Source organism: Klebsiella sp. CN_Kp104 (assembly GCF_040064515.1).
Taxonomy (GTDB): domain Bacteria; phylum Pseudomonadota; class Gammaproteobacteria; order Enterobacterales; family Enterobacteriaceae; genus Klebsiella; species Klebsiella aerogenes.
The window spans coordinates 124,523-140,210 of record NZ_JBEAII010000005.1 but is presented as its reverse complement, the minus strand read 5'-3'; the positions used below and the strand labels follow the sequence as shown (position 1 = coordinate 140,210).

At 56.7% G+C, this 15,688-nt stretch carries 7 protein-coding genes; 5 read left to right on the top strand and 2 right to left on the bottom strand.

The window, feature by feature from the left end:
• Positions 1 to 5 precede the first annotated feature (5 nt).
• The 4 genes from recC (at position 6) to recD (ending at position 11,803) form a co-directional block, all read left to right on the top strand.
• Positions 6 to 3,377, top strand: coding sequence for an exodeoxyribonuclease V subunit gamma (recC, locus tag ABLU80_RS08695; RefSeq protein WP_032709039.1), 3,372 nt, complete (start codon positions 6 to 8; stop codon positions 3,375 to 3,377).
• Positions 3,378 to 3,540: 163 nt separating this feature from the next.
• Positions 3,541 to 6,426 (top strand): pitrilysin, encoded by a 2,886-nt coding sequence (gene ptrA, locus ABLU80_RS08690; protein ID WP_086630503.1) that lies wholly within the window; start codon positions 3,541 to 3,543, stop codon positions 6,424 to 6,426.
• Positions 6,423 to 9,968 (top strand): exodeoxyribonuclease V subunit beta, encoded by a 3,546-nt coding sequence (gene recB, locus ABLU80_RS08685; protein ID WP_348849900.1) that lies wholly within the window; start codon positions 6,423 to 6,425, stop codon positions 9,966 to 9,968. The genes ptrA and recB overlap by 4 nt, the downstream gene beginning before the upstream one ends.
• Complete coding sequence (gene recD, locus ABLU80_RS08680; RefSeq protein WP_348849899.1) at positions 9,965 to 11,803, top strand: exodeoxyribonuclease V subunit alpha; 1,839 nt, start codon at positions 9,965 to 9,967, stop codon at positions 11,801 to 11,803. Before recB ends, recD begins: the two co-directional genes overlap by 4 nt.
• 35 nt (positions 11,804 to 11,838) lie before the next feature.
• Here recD and ABLU80_RS08675 read toward each other — a convergent pair whose 3' ends face one another.
• Complete coding sequence (locus tag ABLU80_RS08675) at positions 11,839 to 12,144, bottom strand: hypothetical protein (RefSeq protein ID WP_045387089.1); 306 nt, start codon at positions 12,142 to 12,144, stop codon at positions 11,839 to 11,841.
• A gap of 692 nt (positions 12,145 to 12,836) precedes the next feature.
• Positions 12,837 to 14,168: an amino-acid N-acetyltransferase gene (gene argA / locus ABLU80_RS08670; protein ID WP_015369939.1), complete on the bottom strand. Its 1,332-nt coding sequence runs from the start codon at positions 14,166 to 14,168 to the stop codon at positions 12,837 to 12,839.
• A 226-nt stretch (positions 14,169 to 14,394) separates the two neighbouring features.
• On the opposite strand from argA, the gene amiC reads away from it, so the two are divergent.
• The gene (gene amiC / locus ABLU80_RS08665) at positions 14,395 to 15,648 is read left to right on the top strand and encodes an N-acetylmuramoyl-L-alanine amidase AmiC (RefSeq protein WP_020078045.1); all 1,254 of its coding nucleotides are present in this window, start codon (positions 14,395 to 14,397) and stop codon (positions 15,646 to 15,648) included.
• Positions 15,649 to 15,688: the final 40 nt, after the last annotated feature.

Here is a 15,688-nt window from a genome sequence, read left to right as displayed (position 1 = left end):
CGAATATGTTAAGGGTGTACCACTCAAACCGTCTGGATGTGCTTGAAGCGTTGATGGAGTTTATCGTCGAGCGCCAGCGGCTGGATGACCCTTTCATGCCGGAAATGGTGCTGGTGCAAAGTACCGGTATGGCGCAATGGTTGCAGATGACGCTGGCAAAGCGCTTCGGCATTGCGGCGAATATCGAGTTTCCGCTGCCGGCCAGCTTTATCTGGGATATGTTCGTTCGCGTGCTCGATGATATTCCCGGCGAGAGCGCCTTCAGTAAACAGAGCATGAGCTGGAAGCTAATGACTCTACTACCGCAGTATCTCGACGATGACGCCTTCACATTGCTGCGCCACTATCTGAGCGATGATAGCGACAAACGTAAGCTGTTCCAGCTTGCCGCGCGGGTGGCCGATCTGTATGACCAGTATTTGGTTTATCGCCCGGAGTGGCTGATGCGCTGGGAGGCCGATGAACGGGTTGACGGGCTGGGCGACGCTCAGCAGTGGCAGGCTCCGCTGTGGAAAGCGTTAGTCGAATACACCGCGGAGCTTGGGCAACCGCTGTGGCACCGCGCTAATCTGTACCAGCGCTTTATCAGCGCGCTGGAAAATGCTGACCAGCCGCCAGCCGGGCTGCCGTCGCGGGTCTTTATCTGCGGCATCTCCGCGCTGCCGCCGGTGTATTTGCAGGCCCTGCAGGCGCTGGGCAAGCACGTCGATGTCTATGTACTCTTCACTAACCCCTGTCGCTACTACTGGGGCGATATTAAAGATCCGGCGTTTCTCGCCAAACTGATGTCGCGCCAGCGCCGCCACCACCGCGAGGCGCGCGAGCTGCCGCTGTTCCGCGACACTGAACAGGCGCCGGGGTTGTTTAATGATGATGGCGAGCAGGATGTTGGCAACCCGCTGCTGGCCTCGTGGGGCAAGCTCGGGCGCGATTATATCTATCTGCTGGCCGGGCTGGAGCGCTATGAAGAGCTGGACGCCTTTGTCGATATCGCCCCCGATAACCTGCTGCATAACCTTCAGGCAGATATTCTGGATCTGCGCAACGCCGCGGTGGCAGGGCGCACCGCGCAAGAGTTCGCCAGCAGTAAGAGCAAGCGTCCGCTGGCGACTGACGACCGCAGCCTGGCTATCCACGTCTGCCATAGTCCGCAACGAGAAGTGGAAGTGCTGCATGACCGACTGCTGGCGATGCTGGAAGAAGACCCGGAGCTGACGCCGCGCGATATTATCGTCATGGTCGCCGATATCGACAGCTACAGTCCCTATATTCAGGCGGTATTCGGCGCAGCGCGCGGCGAACGCTGGTTGCCGTGGGCGATTTCCGACCGTCGGGCGCGGGAATCGCACCCGGCGCTACAGGCGTTTATCACGTTGCTTTCTCTGCCGGATAGCCGTTTCGCCAGTGAAGATGTGCTGGCGCTGCTGGATGTGCCAGTGCTGGCGGCGCGCTTCAATATCAATGAAGAGGGGCTACGCTACCTGCGCCAGTGGGTCAATGAATCCGGTGTACGATGGGGCATGGATGACGACAACGTGCGCGAAATGGATCTCCCGGCGACCGGTCAGCACACCTGGCGTTTCGGTTTAACACGTATGCTGCTGGGATATGCGATGGACAGCAGCCAGGGCGAGTGGCAGTCGGTGCTGCCCTATGATGAATCCAGCGGGCTGATTGCCGAACTGGTGGGGAATCTCGCTTCGCTGCTGATGCAGCTCAATCTGTGGCGCCGCGGTCTGGCACAGGATCGCCCGCTGACAGAGTGGCTGCCGGTGTGCCGCGATCTGCTCACGGATTTCTTCCTGCCGGACAGTGAAACCGAAGCGGCGCTGGCGCTGATTGAACAGCAATGGCAAGCCATCATCGATGGCGGGCTGGATGCGCAGTACGGGGCTGCCGTACCGCTATCGCTGCTGCGCGATGAGCTGGCGCAGCGCCTCGATCAGCAGCGCATCAGCCAGCGTTTCCTGGCCGGGCCGGTGAATATCTGCACCCTGATGCCGATGCGTTCTATTCCCTTCAAAGTTGTCTGCCTGCTGGGGATGAACGACGGCGTCTACCCACGCACCCTCGCGCCGCTGGGTTTCGATTTAATGAGCCAAAAACCGCAGCGCGGCGACCGTAGCCGTCGCGACGACGACCGCTATCTGTTCCTGGAAGCGCTGATGTCGGCCGAACAGAAGCTATACATCAGCTATATCGGCCGCTCTATTCAGGATAATAGCGAGCGCTATCCTTCGGTGCTGGTACAGGAACTGGCGGACTATATCGGTCAGAGCCACTGCCTTGAAGGCGATGAAGCGCTGGACTGCGATGCCAGCGAACGCCGCGTTAAAGAGCACATTACCCATCTGCATACGCGCATGCCTTTTGATGCCGCCAATTACCTGCCGGATGAAGATCAGAGCTATGCAAGAGAGTGGCTGGCCGCCGCCAGCCAGCAGGGAGAGGCGCATAGTGAATTTATCCAGCCGCTTGCGCCGCTCGATATCGACACGCTGCCGTTCGAACAGCTGTTACGCTTTTGGCAGCATCCGGTGCGCGCTTTCTTCCAGCAGCGTCTGCGGGTGAATTTCCGCTCTGAAGAGAGCGAGATCCCCGAAGATGAGCCTTTCGTGCTTGAAGGGCTAAGCCGTTACCAGTTGAACCAACAGTTGCTGAATACGCTGATTGAACAACAGGATGCGTCAGCGATGTATCGTCGTTTTCGTGCGGCGGGTGAGCTGCCTTTTGGCGCGTTTGGCGAACTGGCATGGGAGGCACAGCGTCAGGAAATGCAGAACCTGGCTGAGCGGGTTATCGCCAGTCGTCAGCCCGCGCAAAGTATGGAGATCGACCTACAGTGCAACGGTATCAATCTCACCGGCTGGCTACAGCAGGTACAGCCGGATGGGCTATTGCGCTGGCGTCCGTCGCTGCTGAGCGTCTCTCAGGGCGTGCAACTTTGGCTGGAACATCTTGTCTATTGTGCTAGCGGCGGTCTCGGCGAAAGTCGCTTGTTCGTGCGCAAGGAAGGCGAATGGCGTTTCCCGCCGCTGGCGGCGGAGCAGGCGCAGGCGTATCTAAATGAGCTGGTAGAAGGCTACCTGCAGGGGATGTCAAAACCGCTACTGCTGTTGCCGGAAAGCGGCGGCGCGTGGCTAAAAGCCTGTTACGACGCAGAAAAGGATGTCATGTTAATGGATGACGATACGCAACAAAAAGCGCGTAGCAAGTTCCTTCAGGCCTACGAAGGTAATATGGTGGTGAGCGGCGAAGGTGCCGATATCTGGTACCAGCGCCTGTGGCGCACCCTTGAGCCTGCGTACTATGAAGAGATTATCGCGCAGGCGCAGCGTTATCTGTTGCCGATATTTCGTTTCCATCAGTCCGAATAAAATTGTAATAGTATAAAAATTGCGCAAAAGAAGGTTGTTCATTTATTATGCGCAGCGAATCACGGACTGATGTTTTAAATACCCGGAAGATGGCCCGAGCCTGATGATGGGTATCCACGCTGACGCTATGCAGCGCGAAGTTTGTTAATGATGAGGTCCGTGAATGCCCCGCAGTTTATGGTTCAAAGTTCTTGTTGTAGTGGTCGCCCTTTGGGCGCCGTTAAGTCAGGCAGACACCGGATGGCAACCGATTCAGGAAACCATCCGTAAAAGCGAAAAAGATCCCCGTCACTATCAGGCTATTCGCCTGCAAAACGGCATGGTCGTGCTGCTGGTATCCGATCCGCAGGCGGTAAAATCGTTGTCGGCGCTGGTGGTGCCGGTGGGTTCCTTGCAGGATCCGGCCGACCATCAAGGGCTGGCGCACTATCTCGAGCATATGACCTTAATGGGCTCGCAGAAGTACCCGCAGCCTGACAGCCTTGCTGAATTCCTCAAAATGCACGGCGGCAGTCATAATGCCAGCACGGCGCCGTATCGCACCGCGTTCTACCTTGAAGTGGAAAACGATGCTCTCAACGGCGCTGTCGATCGGCTGGCCGATGCCATTGCTGCGCCGCTGCTGGATAAAAAATATGCCGAACGCGAACGTAACGCGGTCAACGCCGAATTGACTATGGCGCGCACCCGGGACGGGATGCGCATGGCGCAGGTGAGCGCCGAAACCATCAACCCTGCGCATCCGGCTTCACAATTTTCCGGCGGTAACCTCGATACGCTGAGCGATAAGCCTGGTAGCCCGGTGCTTGATGCGCTGCACGCTTTCCGCGACCGTTGGTACTCGGCAAACCTGATGAAGGCAGTTATCTATAGCAATAAGCCGCTGCCTGAGTTGGCAAGCATTGCCGCCGCGACCTACGGGCGGGTGCCTAATCATGACATCAGCAAGCCGGAGATTACCGTACCTGTCGTGACCGATGCGCAGAAGGGCATTGTGATTCACTACGTGCCGGCGATGCCGCGTAAGGTGCTGCGCGTTGAATTCCGCATCGATAACAACAGCGCTCAATTCCGCAGCAAGACCGATGAGCTGGTGACCTATATGATTGGCAACCGCAGCCCCGGCACCTTATCCGACTGGCTGCAGAAGCAGGGGCTGGCGGAAGGGATTCGCGCGGATTCCGATCCGGCGGTCAACGGTAATAGCGGCGTGCTGGCGATCTCCGCTACCCTCACCGATAAAGGCCTGGCGCACCGCGATGAAGTTACCGCCGCTATTTTCAGCTACCTGAATTTGCTGCGTACACAGGGTATTGATAAGCGCTACTTTGATGAATTAGCCCACGTGCTGGAGCTCGATTTCCGTTATCCGTCGATTAACCGCGATATGGATTATGTGGAGTGGTTGGCCGATACCATGATTCGCGTGCCGGTAGAGCACGTACTGGACGTGGTTAATATCGCCGACCGCTATGATGCCCAGGCGATTAAAGACCGTCTGGCGATGATGACCCCGCAAAATGCGCGTATCTGGTACATCAGCCCGAATGAGCCGCACAACAAAACCGCTTATTTCGTCAACGCGCCGTACCAGGTCGATAAAATTAGCGCCCGGACCTTCACCGACTGGCAGCAAAAATCTGCGGCCATTAAGCTGCAACTGCCGGCGCTGAACCCGTATATTCCGGATGATTTCACGCTGATTAAGAGCGATAAGGCCTACCCGCATCCGGAGCTTATCGTCGATGAGCCGACGCTGCGCGTGGTGTACGCGCCAAGCCAGTATTTTGCCAGTGAACCGAAGGCCGACGTCTCGCTGGTGCTACGTAACCCGCAGGCGATGGACAGCGCGCGCCGTCAGGTGATGTTCGCGTTGAATGATTACCTGGCCGGTATCGCCCTCGATCAGCTCAGCAATCAGGCCGCGGTAGGCGGGATAAGCTTCTCGACCGGCGCCAACAACGGTCTGATGGTTAATGCCAACGGCTATACCCAGCGTCTGCCGCAGCTCTTTACCGCGCTGCTGGACGGCTACTTTAGCTATACGCCGACCGAAGAGCAGCTTGAGCAAGCGAAGTCCTGGTATGCCCAGATGATGGATTCGGCGGACAAAGGCAAAGCCTATGACCAGGCGATTATGCCGATTCAGATGCTGTCGCAGGTACCCTATTTTGAGCGTAAAACACGTCGCGATTTACTACCGTCAATCACTCTGAAAGAGGTGATCAACTACCGCGATAACCTGAAAGCAAGAGGGCGGCCGGAGCTGCTGGTCATCGGTAACATGAGCGCCAGACAGTCCACCGATCTGGCCCGCCAGATCCAAAAACAGCTTGGCGCCGATGGCAACGAGTGGTGTCGCAACAAAGACGTGCTGATCGACAGCAAACAGCTGGCGATGTTTGAGAAAGCAGGCAGCAGCACCGACTCCGCGCTGGCGGCGGTTTTCGCGCCGCCAAACGTCGATGAATACAGCAGCATGGCCGCCAGTTCGCTGTTAGGGCAGATTATTCAGCCCTGGTTCTACAACCAGTTACGTACTGAAGAACAACTCGGCTATGCGGTATTCGCCTTCTCAATGAATGTTGGCCGCCAGTGGGGGATGGGCTTCCTGCTACAGAGCAGCGATAAACAGCCAGCCTTCCTCTGGCAGCGCTTCCAGGCCTTCTTCCCGACGGCGGAAGCCAAACTGCGGGCGATGAAACCGGAAGAGTTTGCCCAGATCCAGCAGGCGGCGATTAGCCAGATGCTGCAGGCGCCGCAAACGTTGAGCGAAGAAGCATCAAAGCTGAGCAAAGATTTCGATCGCGGTAATATGCGCTTCGATTCACGTGATAAAGTAGTGGCTCAGATGAAACTGCTGACGCCGCAAAAACTTGCCGACTTCTTCCATCAGACGGTGGTGGATCCGCAAGGCATGGCACTGTTATCCCAGGTTTCCGGCAGCCAGAACGGCAAGACGGAATACGCCGCCCCTGAAGGCGGTAAGGTATGGGAAAGCGTCAGCGCATTGCAAAAATCCTTACCCCTGATGCGAGAGAATGAATGACCGAAACCGCTGAGTCTCTTGACCCACTCCGCTTGCCCCTGACGGGCGAGCGGCTGATAGAAGCCTCCGCGGGCACCGGCAAAACCTTTACCATCGCCGCGCTATATCTACGGCTGCTGCTGGGGCTGGGGGGAGAATCAGCTTTCCCCCGGCCGGTTAGCGTTGAAGAGCTGCTGGTGGTTACCTTTACCGAAGCGGCGACGGAAGAGCTGCGCGGGCGCATCCGCAGCAATATTCATGAACTGCGGATCGCCTGTTTGCGTGAGAGTTCCAGTAATCCTCTGTATGCCTCTCTGCTCGCGGAAATCGCCGATAAAAACCAGGCGGCGCAAACGTTGATGCTGGCGGAGCGGCAGATGGACGAGGCGGCAGTCTTTACCATCCACGGCTTCTGTCAGCGGATGCTAAGCCTCAACGCCTTCGAATCCGGCATGCTGTTTGAACAGCAACTGATTGAAGACGAATCCCGCCTGCGTTATCAGGCCTGCGCCGACTTCTGGCGTCGCCACTGTTATCCGCTGCCGCGCGATATCGCCGCGGTGATCCATGAACAGTGGAAAGGACCACGCGATCTGCTCAAGGCGATCGACCGCTGGCTACAGGGCGAAGCGCCGCAGCTAAAATCGCCGCCGCCCGCGGAAGAGACGCTGGCAAGCCGCCATCAGCAAATCCTGGAACGTATCAATGCGCTGAAGCAGCAGTGGCAGGAGCAGGTTAGCGAAATTGAAAACGTGCTGGAAAACTCAGGGCTCGATCGCCGCAAGTTCAACCGCGGCAACCAGGGCAAGTGGATCGAAAAGGTCAGCGCCTGGGCGCAGGAAGAAACGCTGAGTTATCAGTTGCCTGATGCGCTGGAAAAATTCTCGCAACCGTTCCTCCTTGAGCGCACCAAAGACGGCGGCGAACCACCGTTGCATCCCTTATTCAGCGCGGTAGAGGCGCTGCTCGCCTCACCGCTTACCTTAAACGATCTGGTTATCGCCAGGGCGATGGTGGAGATCCGCGAAGCGGTCGCCCGCGAAAAGCGGCGTCGAGGCGAACTGGGCTTTGACGACATGCTCAGCCGCCTTGACGACGCGCTGCGCGGCGACAGCGGCGAAGCGTTGGCCAGCGCTATTCGTCAGCGTTTCCCGGTGGCGATGATCGATGAGTTCCAGGATACCGATCCGCAACAGTATCGTATCTTCCGCCGCATTTGGCGTCGCCAGCCGGATACGGCCCTGCTGCTGATTGGCGACCCGAAACAGGCGATTTACGCCTTTCGCGGCGCCGATATTTTCACCTATATGAAAGCGCGTGGCGATGTCGCTGCCCACTATACGCTGGATACCAACTGGCGTTCGGCGCCAGGCATGGTACAGAGCGTAAATCGTCTGTTCGGCCTGAGTGATAATCCATTCATGTTCCGCGAGATCCCATTCTTGCCGGTGAAGCCAGCCGCTAAAAATCAGACGTTGCGCTTTACCATTGATGAGAAGCCGATCTCGGCGATGAACATGTGGTTAATGCCTGGCGAAGCCGTCGGTTCTGGCGATTATCAGTCTTTTATGGCGCAATTGTGTGCGACGCAGATCCGCGACTGGCTCAGCGCCGGCCAGCAGGGGCGCGCGCTGCTGTGGCGCGGCGAAAAAGCCGAGCCGGTGCGTGCCTCCGATATCACCGTGCTGGTGCGTAACCGTCTCGAAGCGGCGCTCATTCGCGATGCGCTGCAGCTTTTGTCGATCCCGTCGGTCTATCTCTCAAACCGCGACAGCGTTTTTGAAACCCCGGAAGCGCAGGAATTACTGTGGGTTCTACAGGCGGTACTGGCGCCAGAGCGTGAAAACACGCTACGCAGCGCGCTGGCGACGTCGATGTTTGGCCTTAATGCGCAGGATATCGAAAACCTCAATCAGGATGAACGTGCCTGGGATGCGCTGGTAGAGGAGTTCAGTGAATACCGGCACATCTGGCGCCAGCGCGGCGTGATGCCAATGCTGCGCGCGCTGATGGGGGCGCGTCATATTGCCGAAAATCTGCTGGCGACCCACGGCGGCGAACGCCGTTTGACCGATATTTTGCATATCAGCGAATTGTTACAAGAGGCGGCTAATCAGCTGGAGAGCGAGCACGCGCTGGTGCGCTGGCTGACGCAACATATCGCCGAACCGGATAGCAATGCTTCCAGCCAGCAGATGCGTCTGGAGAGCGATAAGCATCTGGTGCAAATCGTCACCATCCACAAATCAAAAGGACTGGAATATTCACTGGTCTGGCTGCCCTTTATCGCGCGCTTTCGTAAACAGGATCAGGCGTTTTACCACGACCGCGATTCCTTTGCCGCGGTACTCGACCTCGGAGAGGGGGAGAATAGCCTTGAGCTGGCGGAAGCCGAGCGTCTGGCAGAGGATTTACGCCTGTTGTACGTCGCCCTGACCCGCGCGGTGTGGCACTGCAGTCTCGGGGTCGCGCCGTTAAGTACCCGCCGAAGCGATAAACCTGGCAACAGCGATTTTCATCACAGCGCCCTCGGCCGTCTGCTGCAGGACGGCGAGCCGATGGACGCGGCGGGATTGACCGCGCGGCTACAGGCATTATGCCACGATGATATTGCGCTATGTATTCCCGATACCATGGACCAGACGCCGTGGCAGGCACCGGAAAACGCGCTACCGTCGCTTTCGGCGCGGACGGTTGAACGCCAGGTGAGTGACGACTGGCGGGTGACCAGTTATTCCGGCCTGCAGCAACATGGTTCCAGCGCCGGTCAGGAGCTGCTACCGCGTCTCGATATCGACGCCGCGGGCGTTGGTGAGGTGGCGGAAGAGCCGCAGCTCACGCCTCATCAGTTCCCACGCGGCGCGTCGCCGGGGACTTTCCTGCATAGCCTGTTTGAAGATCTCGATTTCAGTCAGCCGGTACCGGTTGACTGGATGGCGCAAAAACTACAGTTGCACGGTTTTGGCGAAGAGTGGGCGCCGGTGTTGAGCGAATGGCTGGACGGCGTGCTGCGAACACGCCTGCCGGGGGCTGAAATCGCCCTGAATCAGCTGGGCGTGCGGGATAAACAGGTGGAAATGGCCTTTTATCTACCGATTGAACAACCGCTGGATCCGCTGCAGCTGGACGCGCTGATCCGCCGCTATGATCCGCTGTCGGCTGATACCCCGGCGCTCGATTTCCGCCAGGTCCGCGGCATGCTGAAAGGGTTTATCGATCTGGTATTTCGTCATGATGGTCGTTATTACCTGTTGGACTACAAATCTAACTGGCTGGGCGAAGACCGCGAAGCCTATACCCAGCAGGCGATGATCCAGGCGATGCGCCTGCATCGTTATGATCTGCAGTACCAGCTGTATAGCCTGGCGCTGCACCGTTATCTGCGTCACCGTATTGCCGATTATCACTACGAGCGGCACTTTGGCGGCGTCATTTATCTCTTTTTACGCGGCATGGACGGGCAGGAAGGCGGGCAGGGGATCTTTACCACCCGCCCGGCGCAGCCGCTGATTGACGGCCTCGACGCGCTATTTGCCGGTGTTACCCTGGAGGTGGACTCATGACCATGGATGAACTGCTGCTGGCCGCCGCCGAGCAGCGTTTGCTGCGACCGCTGGACGTACAGTTTGCGCTGATGGTGGCACAGGATGCCCCTCCGGCAGTGAAGCTGGCCGCCGCGCTGTTGAGCCGGGATGCCGGAGAAGGTCATGTCTGCCTGCCGCTGTCGCGCCTCAACGCTGAAGAAGCGCTAAGCGGCAAGGCCGGCGAGATCCGCGACCAGTTGCTGGCGATGGCCGGAGAGCCGCAGTACTGGCCTCAATTGTTGCTTTCTTCGTCAGCGGTGAGCCGCGGCGACGAACCGACGCCGATGATTTTATGTGGCGACAGGCTGTACCTGAACCGCATGTGGCGTAATGAACTCACCGTCGCCCGCTTTTTTAATGAGACGAACCGGGTACTGGAGGTTGATGAAGGACGGTTAACGGCAACTCTGAATGAACTCTTTCCTGCGACCGACGATATCGACTGGCAAAAAGTCGCTGCGGCGGTGGCGCTGACCCGGCGCATTTCGGTGATCTCCGGCGGTCCCGGCACCGGCAAGACCACTACCGTCGCGAAGCTGCTGGCGGCGCTGATTCAGATCAACGACACGCCGCGCTGTCGAATTCGGCTGGCGGCGCCGACCGGCAAAGCCGCAGCGCGCCTGACGGAGTCCCTTGGGGCGGCGTTAAGAAAACTTCCGCTTAGCGATGAGCAAAAAGCGCTGGTTCCCGCCGATGCCAGTACCCTGCATCGCCTGCTGGGGGCGCAGCCCGGCAGCCAACGCATGCGCTACCACGCCGGGAACCCGCTGCATCTGGATGTGCTGGTGGTCGATGAAGCCTCCATGATCGACTTACCGATGATGTCGCGCCTGATTGATGCTTTGCCGGAACATGGGCGGGTGATTTTTCTCGGCGATCGTGATCAGCTGGCCTCCGTGGAAGCCGGGGCGGTGCTCGGCGATATCTGCGCCTGGGCGACATCCGGTTATACCGCGGCGCGAGCGCAAGAGCTGTCGAGGCTGACCGGCGCAACGGTGCCGGCGGGGGAGGGGCAGATCGCCGGCGCGTTGCGCGATAGTCTATGTCTGCTGCAAAAAAGCTACCGCTTTGGCAGCCATTCCGGTATCGGCAGCCTGGCGCGGGCGGTCAATGCCGGCGCGCGCGCCGAGGTGAAAGCGACGTTACGCCAGCCGTTCGAGGATATTGTACTGCAGCCGCTCAGCACCACCGAGGAGTATGAAGCGATGCTGATGGCGGCACAGGAGGGCTACGGTCGTTATCTGCAACTGCGCCGCGAGCAGGCCGCGCCGGAACAGATGATTGCCGCCTTCGGCGAATTTCAGCTGCTGTGCGCGCTGCGTGAAGGGCCTTATGGAGTAAGCGGCGTGAATGAACAGCTGGAGCAGATGCTTCATCGTAAGCGGGCGATTACGCTACCGCGCCATTCACGCTGGTACGATGGTCGTCCGGTGATGATTTCCCGTAACGATAGCGCGCTGGGGCTGTTTAACGGTGATATCGGTATTGCGCTGGAAAGGGACGGCGAACTTCGCGTGTGGTTCCCGATGCCGGATGGCAGCATTAAATCGGTGCAGCCAAGCCGCCTGCCGGAACATGATACCGCCTGGGCAATGACGGTGCATAAGTCGCAAGGGTCGGAGTTCGATCATGCGGCGCTGATCTTGCCTTCTCGTAGCGTACCGCTGGTGACCCGCGAGCTGGTTTATACCGCGATTACCCGCGCCAAACGGCGCCTGTCGCTTTACGCCGACGAGCAGGTACTGGCGCAAGCCATCGTGACGCGCACCGAACGGCGCAGCGGCCTGGCGGAGATTTTCGCCGGACACGGGTAGGGGATGAAGGGCGTGAATACGCTCTTCACCTCTGATTAGTAAGCAAATAAAAGTAACAGCCAGAGTAAAGAGACTGAGTTCATGGCAAAGAAATAGGCTACGTAGCTTTTTGGAGTACTTGGTGTTGATATATCAGCAATAACAATAATTACCACTGAAATAATAAAATTAACGATGGATAAAACGATAAATAAAAGAATAACCATAGCGGTAGCGGCAAGGGCTGCATAGGCCGGTCCACTGCTCATCATTGCTAAAAGTAATAATATCCAAGGGTAAATAGAAATCACGGCGGTGATTTTTTTTATGTTTCTTACTAGCCAATTAGGTTTCTTTTCCATAATTATACCTGTCCTTGATGGTGCTTTTGAACTTTTCTTACTGAAAATACATCGTAATTTGCTGTTAAGCATAAAGATATAGCCAAAGCGGTAACAGGTATTCATTGCGCAGAAATAGATTTTTAGCCTTCTCGGTTTTAGCAATGTAAAAACGCTCATGCATCCGATAGTGATAAGCGAAAGCGTAAGGTTAATAATAGATAATACGGTGGTGGGAACCAGTAGATATAATCCATCTTCCGTAAAATTGTAGGGCACGAGGCTGTATTTAATATGTGTAATCAATATTATTAACCATGGGTATATAGCAATGATGGAAGCAACCGTCTGAGACCTATTAATAATCCAGCTATCAGATTTATGCATTATTCATCATGCTTATCAATAATGTGTTGTTTTTTTTATTCTTTAGGAAGGAGCATAGCGTTGATGCAGTGATAAAGATATACCTCGGCATTAAACCAGGAATAAAGCCCGGATGCTGAATATTTGTCACTGATGCGGCGGTGATAGAACAAAATTACTATCCTGAAGGCGTGGGATATGCCTATTTGCAATCGGGTAGCCCGGATAAGGCGTAAGCCGCTAACCGGGAATCCTCCCCCGGTGGCGCTTACGCTTACCGGGGCTACCAACCGACTACCGAACCGTAGCCCGGATAAGGCGCAAGCCGCTATCCGGGGAGTTATCCGTCAGCCCAGGTCTGCCATCAATACCTTCGAACGGCGCTGATAGTTGTACATCTGTTTTTTACTCTCCGGCAGCAAATCAATATCCACCGGGGTGAAGCCGCGTTCCTGGAACCAGTGGATACTGCGGGTGGTCAACACGAATAGCTTGCTGAGCCCCATCTGCTTCGCCTGGGCGGCGATACGGCTCAGCAGTACCTCGCCGCGTGACGAACTACGGTAATCCGGGTGCACCGCTACGCAGGCCATTTCGCCGATTTTCTCTTCCGGGAACGGATAGAGCGCGGCGCAGGCGATGGTGGTGTTATCGCGCTGGATGATGGTGAATTTATCAATCTCCATTTCCAGCTGTTCGCGCGAGCGGCGCACCAGAATGCCTTGCTGCTCCAGCGGGCTGATAAGATCGAGGATGCCGCCGATATCGTTAATGGTTGCCCGGCGGATCTGCTCGGCGCTTTCCATGACGATCTGCGTACCGATACCGTCACGTGAGAATAGCTCCTGCAGCAGCGCGCCATCTTCCTGATAGCTAATTAAATGGCAGCGGCGCACGCCGCTGCGGCAGGCTTTCACCGCCCCGCGCAGGAAGCGTACGGTACCGGAATTATAATCTTCTTCCGCTTCCAGCTCCTCTACCCGCGCCTGCGCCTCGTTAGGGAACAGCTCGGAAACGATCTCGCCATGCTGGTCGTAGACCCCCTGCGACGAGCAGAAGCCGATCATCTTTTCAGCTTTCAGCTTTACCGCCAGTTGGGTGGCTATCTCTTCAGAAGTGAGGTTGAAGCTCTCGCCGGTGACGGATACCGCGACCGGGCCCATGAGCACGATTGCGCCGCTGTCCAGTTGGCGATGAATGGCTTCTTCATCGATGCGGCGAATACGGCCGCTGTGGCAGTAATCCACGCCATCATCGACGCCAAGAGGTTGAGCAATAATAAAATTGCCGCTCACCACGTTGATATGCGCCCCCTGCAGGGGCGTATTGCCGAGGCTCATCGACAGGCGGGCGGTAATTTCTAACTGCAGCATACCGGCGGCCTGCTTCACCAGCTCAAGGGTTTTGGCGTCGGTGACGCGGGTCTGCTTGTGATAAACCGGCTCGTGGTGATGTTCCGCGAGGTTGGCGTCAATTTGCGGGCGCGCGCCATAGACCACCACCAGGCGAATACCGAGGCTATGCAATAAGCCAATGTCATTGACTATGCTGGAAAAGTTATCGTGCTCAATGGCTTCTCCGCCCAGCATGATGACAAACGTTTTTCCCCGGTGTGCGTTTATATAGGGAACAGAATGGCGGAATCCTTCGACCAGTTCAGTGCGACGCTCCTTCACCATGACAAACCCTCGACGCATGATTATTCGTAATAAGTGTATTTTTATTCTGTTTTGCTTCGTGGCGCAACCCCTAATTTGTCACTAATTTGCGAAAACATTGTGACAAAACCTTGGGTGTCAAAGTTTGTTTACCCTTTTATAGATGACAGGTTATGCGGCTTTGGTTAAAGTTTCTGGTCAATCTGTTCATTTTGGCTTCAAACACGTTTTTTTGCTTGGGAGTGGCATGTCGGGATACAAGTCGGGATTAAGCCGCCGTCGTTTTTTACAAGGGGCGGGCGCCATGTGGTTAATGAGTGTGAGTCCGGTCGGTTTGGCCGCCGCCGCGCAGGTAGTCGCGGTGCGTATCTGGCCGTCGTCGACTTACACCCGCGTCACGGTGGAATCCAATCATGTACTGAAATATCGGCAGTTTGCGTTAAGCAATCCTGAGCGAGTGGTGGTTGATATTGAAGGCGTTAACCTGAATTCGGTTCTGAAAGGGATGGGCGGGCAAATCCGCGACGACGACCCGTATATCAAATCCGCGCGCGTGGGCCAGTTCGACCCACAGACCGTGCGGATGGTGTTTGAACTGAAACAAAACGTCAAACCGCAGCTGTTTGCGCTGGCGCCGGTCGCCGGTTTTAAAGAGCGTCTGGTGATGGATCTTTATCCCTCTACGGCCACCGATGTGCAGGATCCGCTACTGGCGCTGCTGGAAGATTACAACAAAGGCGATCTGGAACGTCAGGTACCGCCGGCAGAAAGCGGGCCGCAGCCGGGGAAAGCCGGGCGCGATCGTCCTATCGTTATCATGCTCGATCCCGGCCACGGTGGTGAAGACTCCGGCGCGATTGGTAAATACCGAACTCGTGAGAAAGACGTGGTGCTGCAGATTGCCCGTCGATTGCGCGCGCTCATTGAGCGTGAAGGTAATATGAAGGTCTATATGACCCGTAACGAAGACGTGTTTATTCCGTTGAAGGTGCGTGTCGCCAAGGCGCAGAAGCAGCGTGCCGACCTGTTCGTTTCGATTCACGCCGATGCCTTTACCAGCCGTCAGCCGAGCGGCTCTTCGGTGTTCGCGCTCTCGACCAAGGGTGCTACCAGTACCGCCGCAAAATACCTCGCGCAAACGCAGAATGCCTCGGACTTAATCGGCGGCGTCAGCAAGAGCGGCGATCGTTACGTCGACCACACCATGTTCGATATGGTGCAGTCATTGACCATCGCCGACAGCCTGAAATTTGGTAAAGCGGTGTTGCAAAAAATGGGCAATATCAACAAGCTGCATAAAAATCAGGTGGAGCAGGCGGGCTTTGCGGTACTGAAGGCGCCGGATATTCCTTCAATTCTGGTCGAAACGGCTTTTATCAGTAACGTCGAAGAAGAGCGTAAACTCAAGACCGCGAAATTCCAGCAGGAAGTGGCGGAGTCGATTCTGGCGGGGATCAAAGCCTACTTTGCCGATGGGGCGACGTTGGCCAGACGTGGATAAAAAAATAGCGCCTTCGGGCGCTTTTTTTTATAGCAGTATT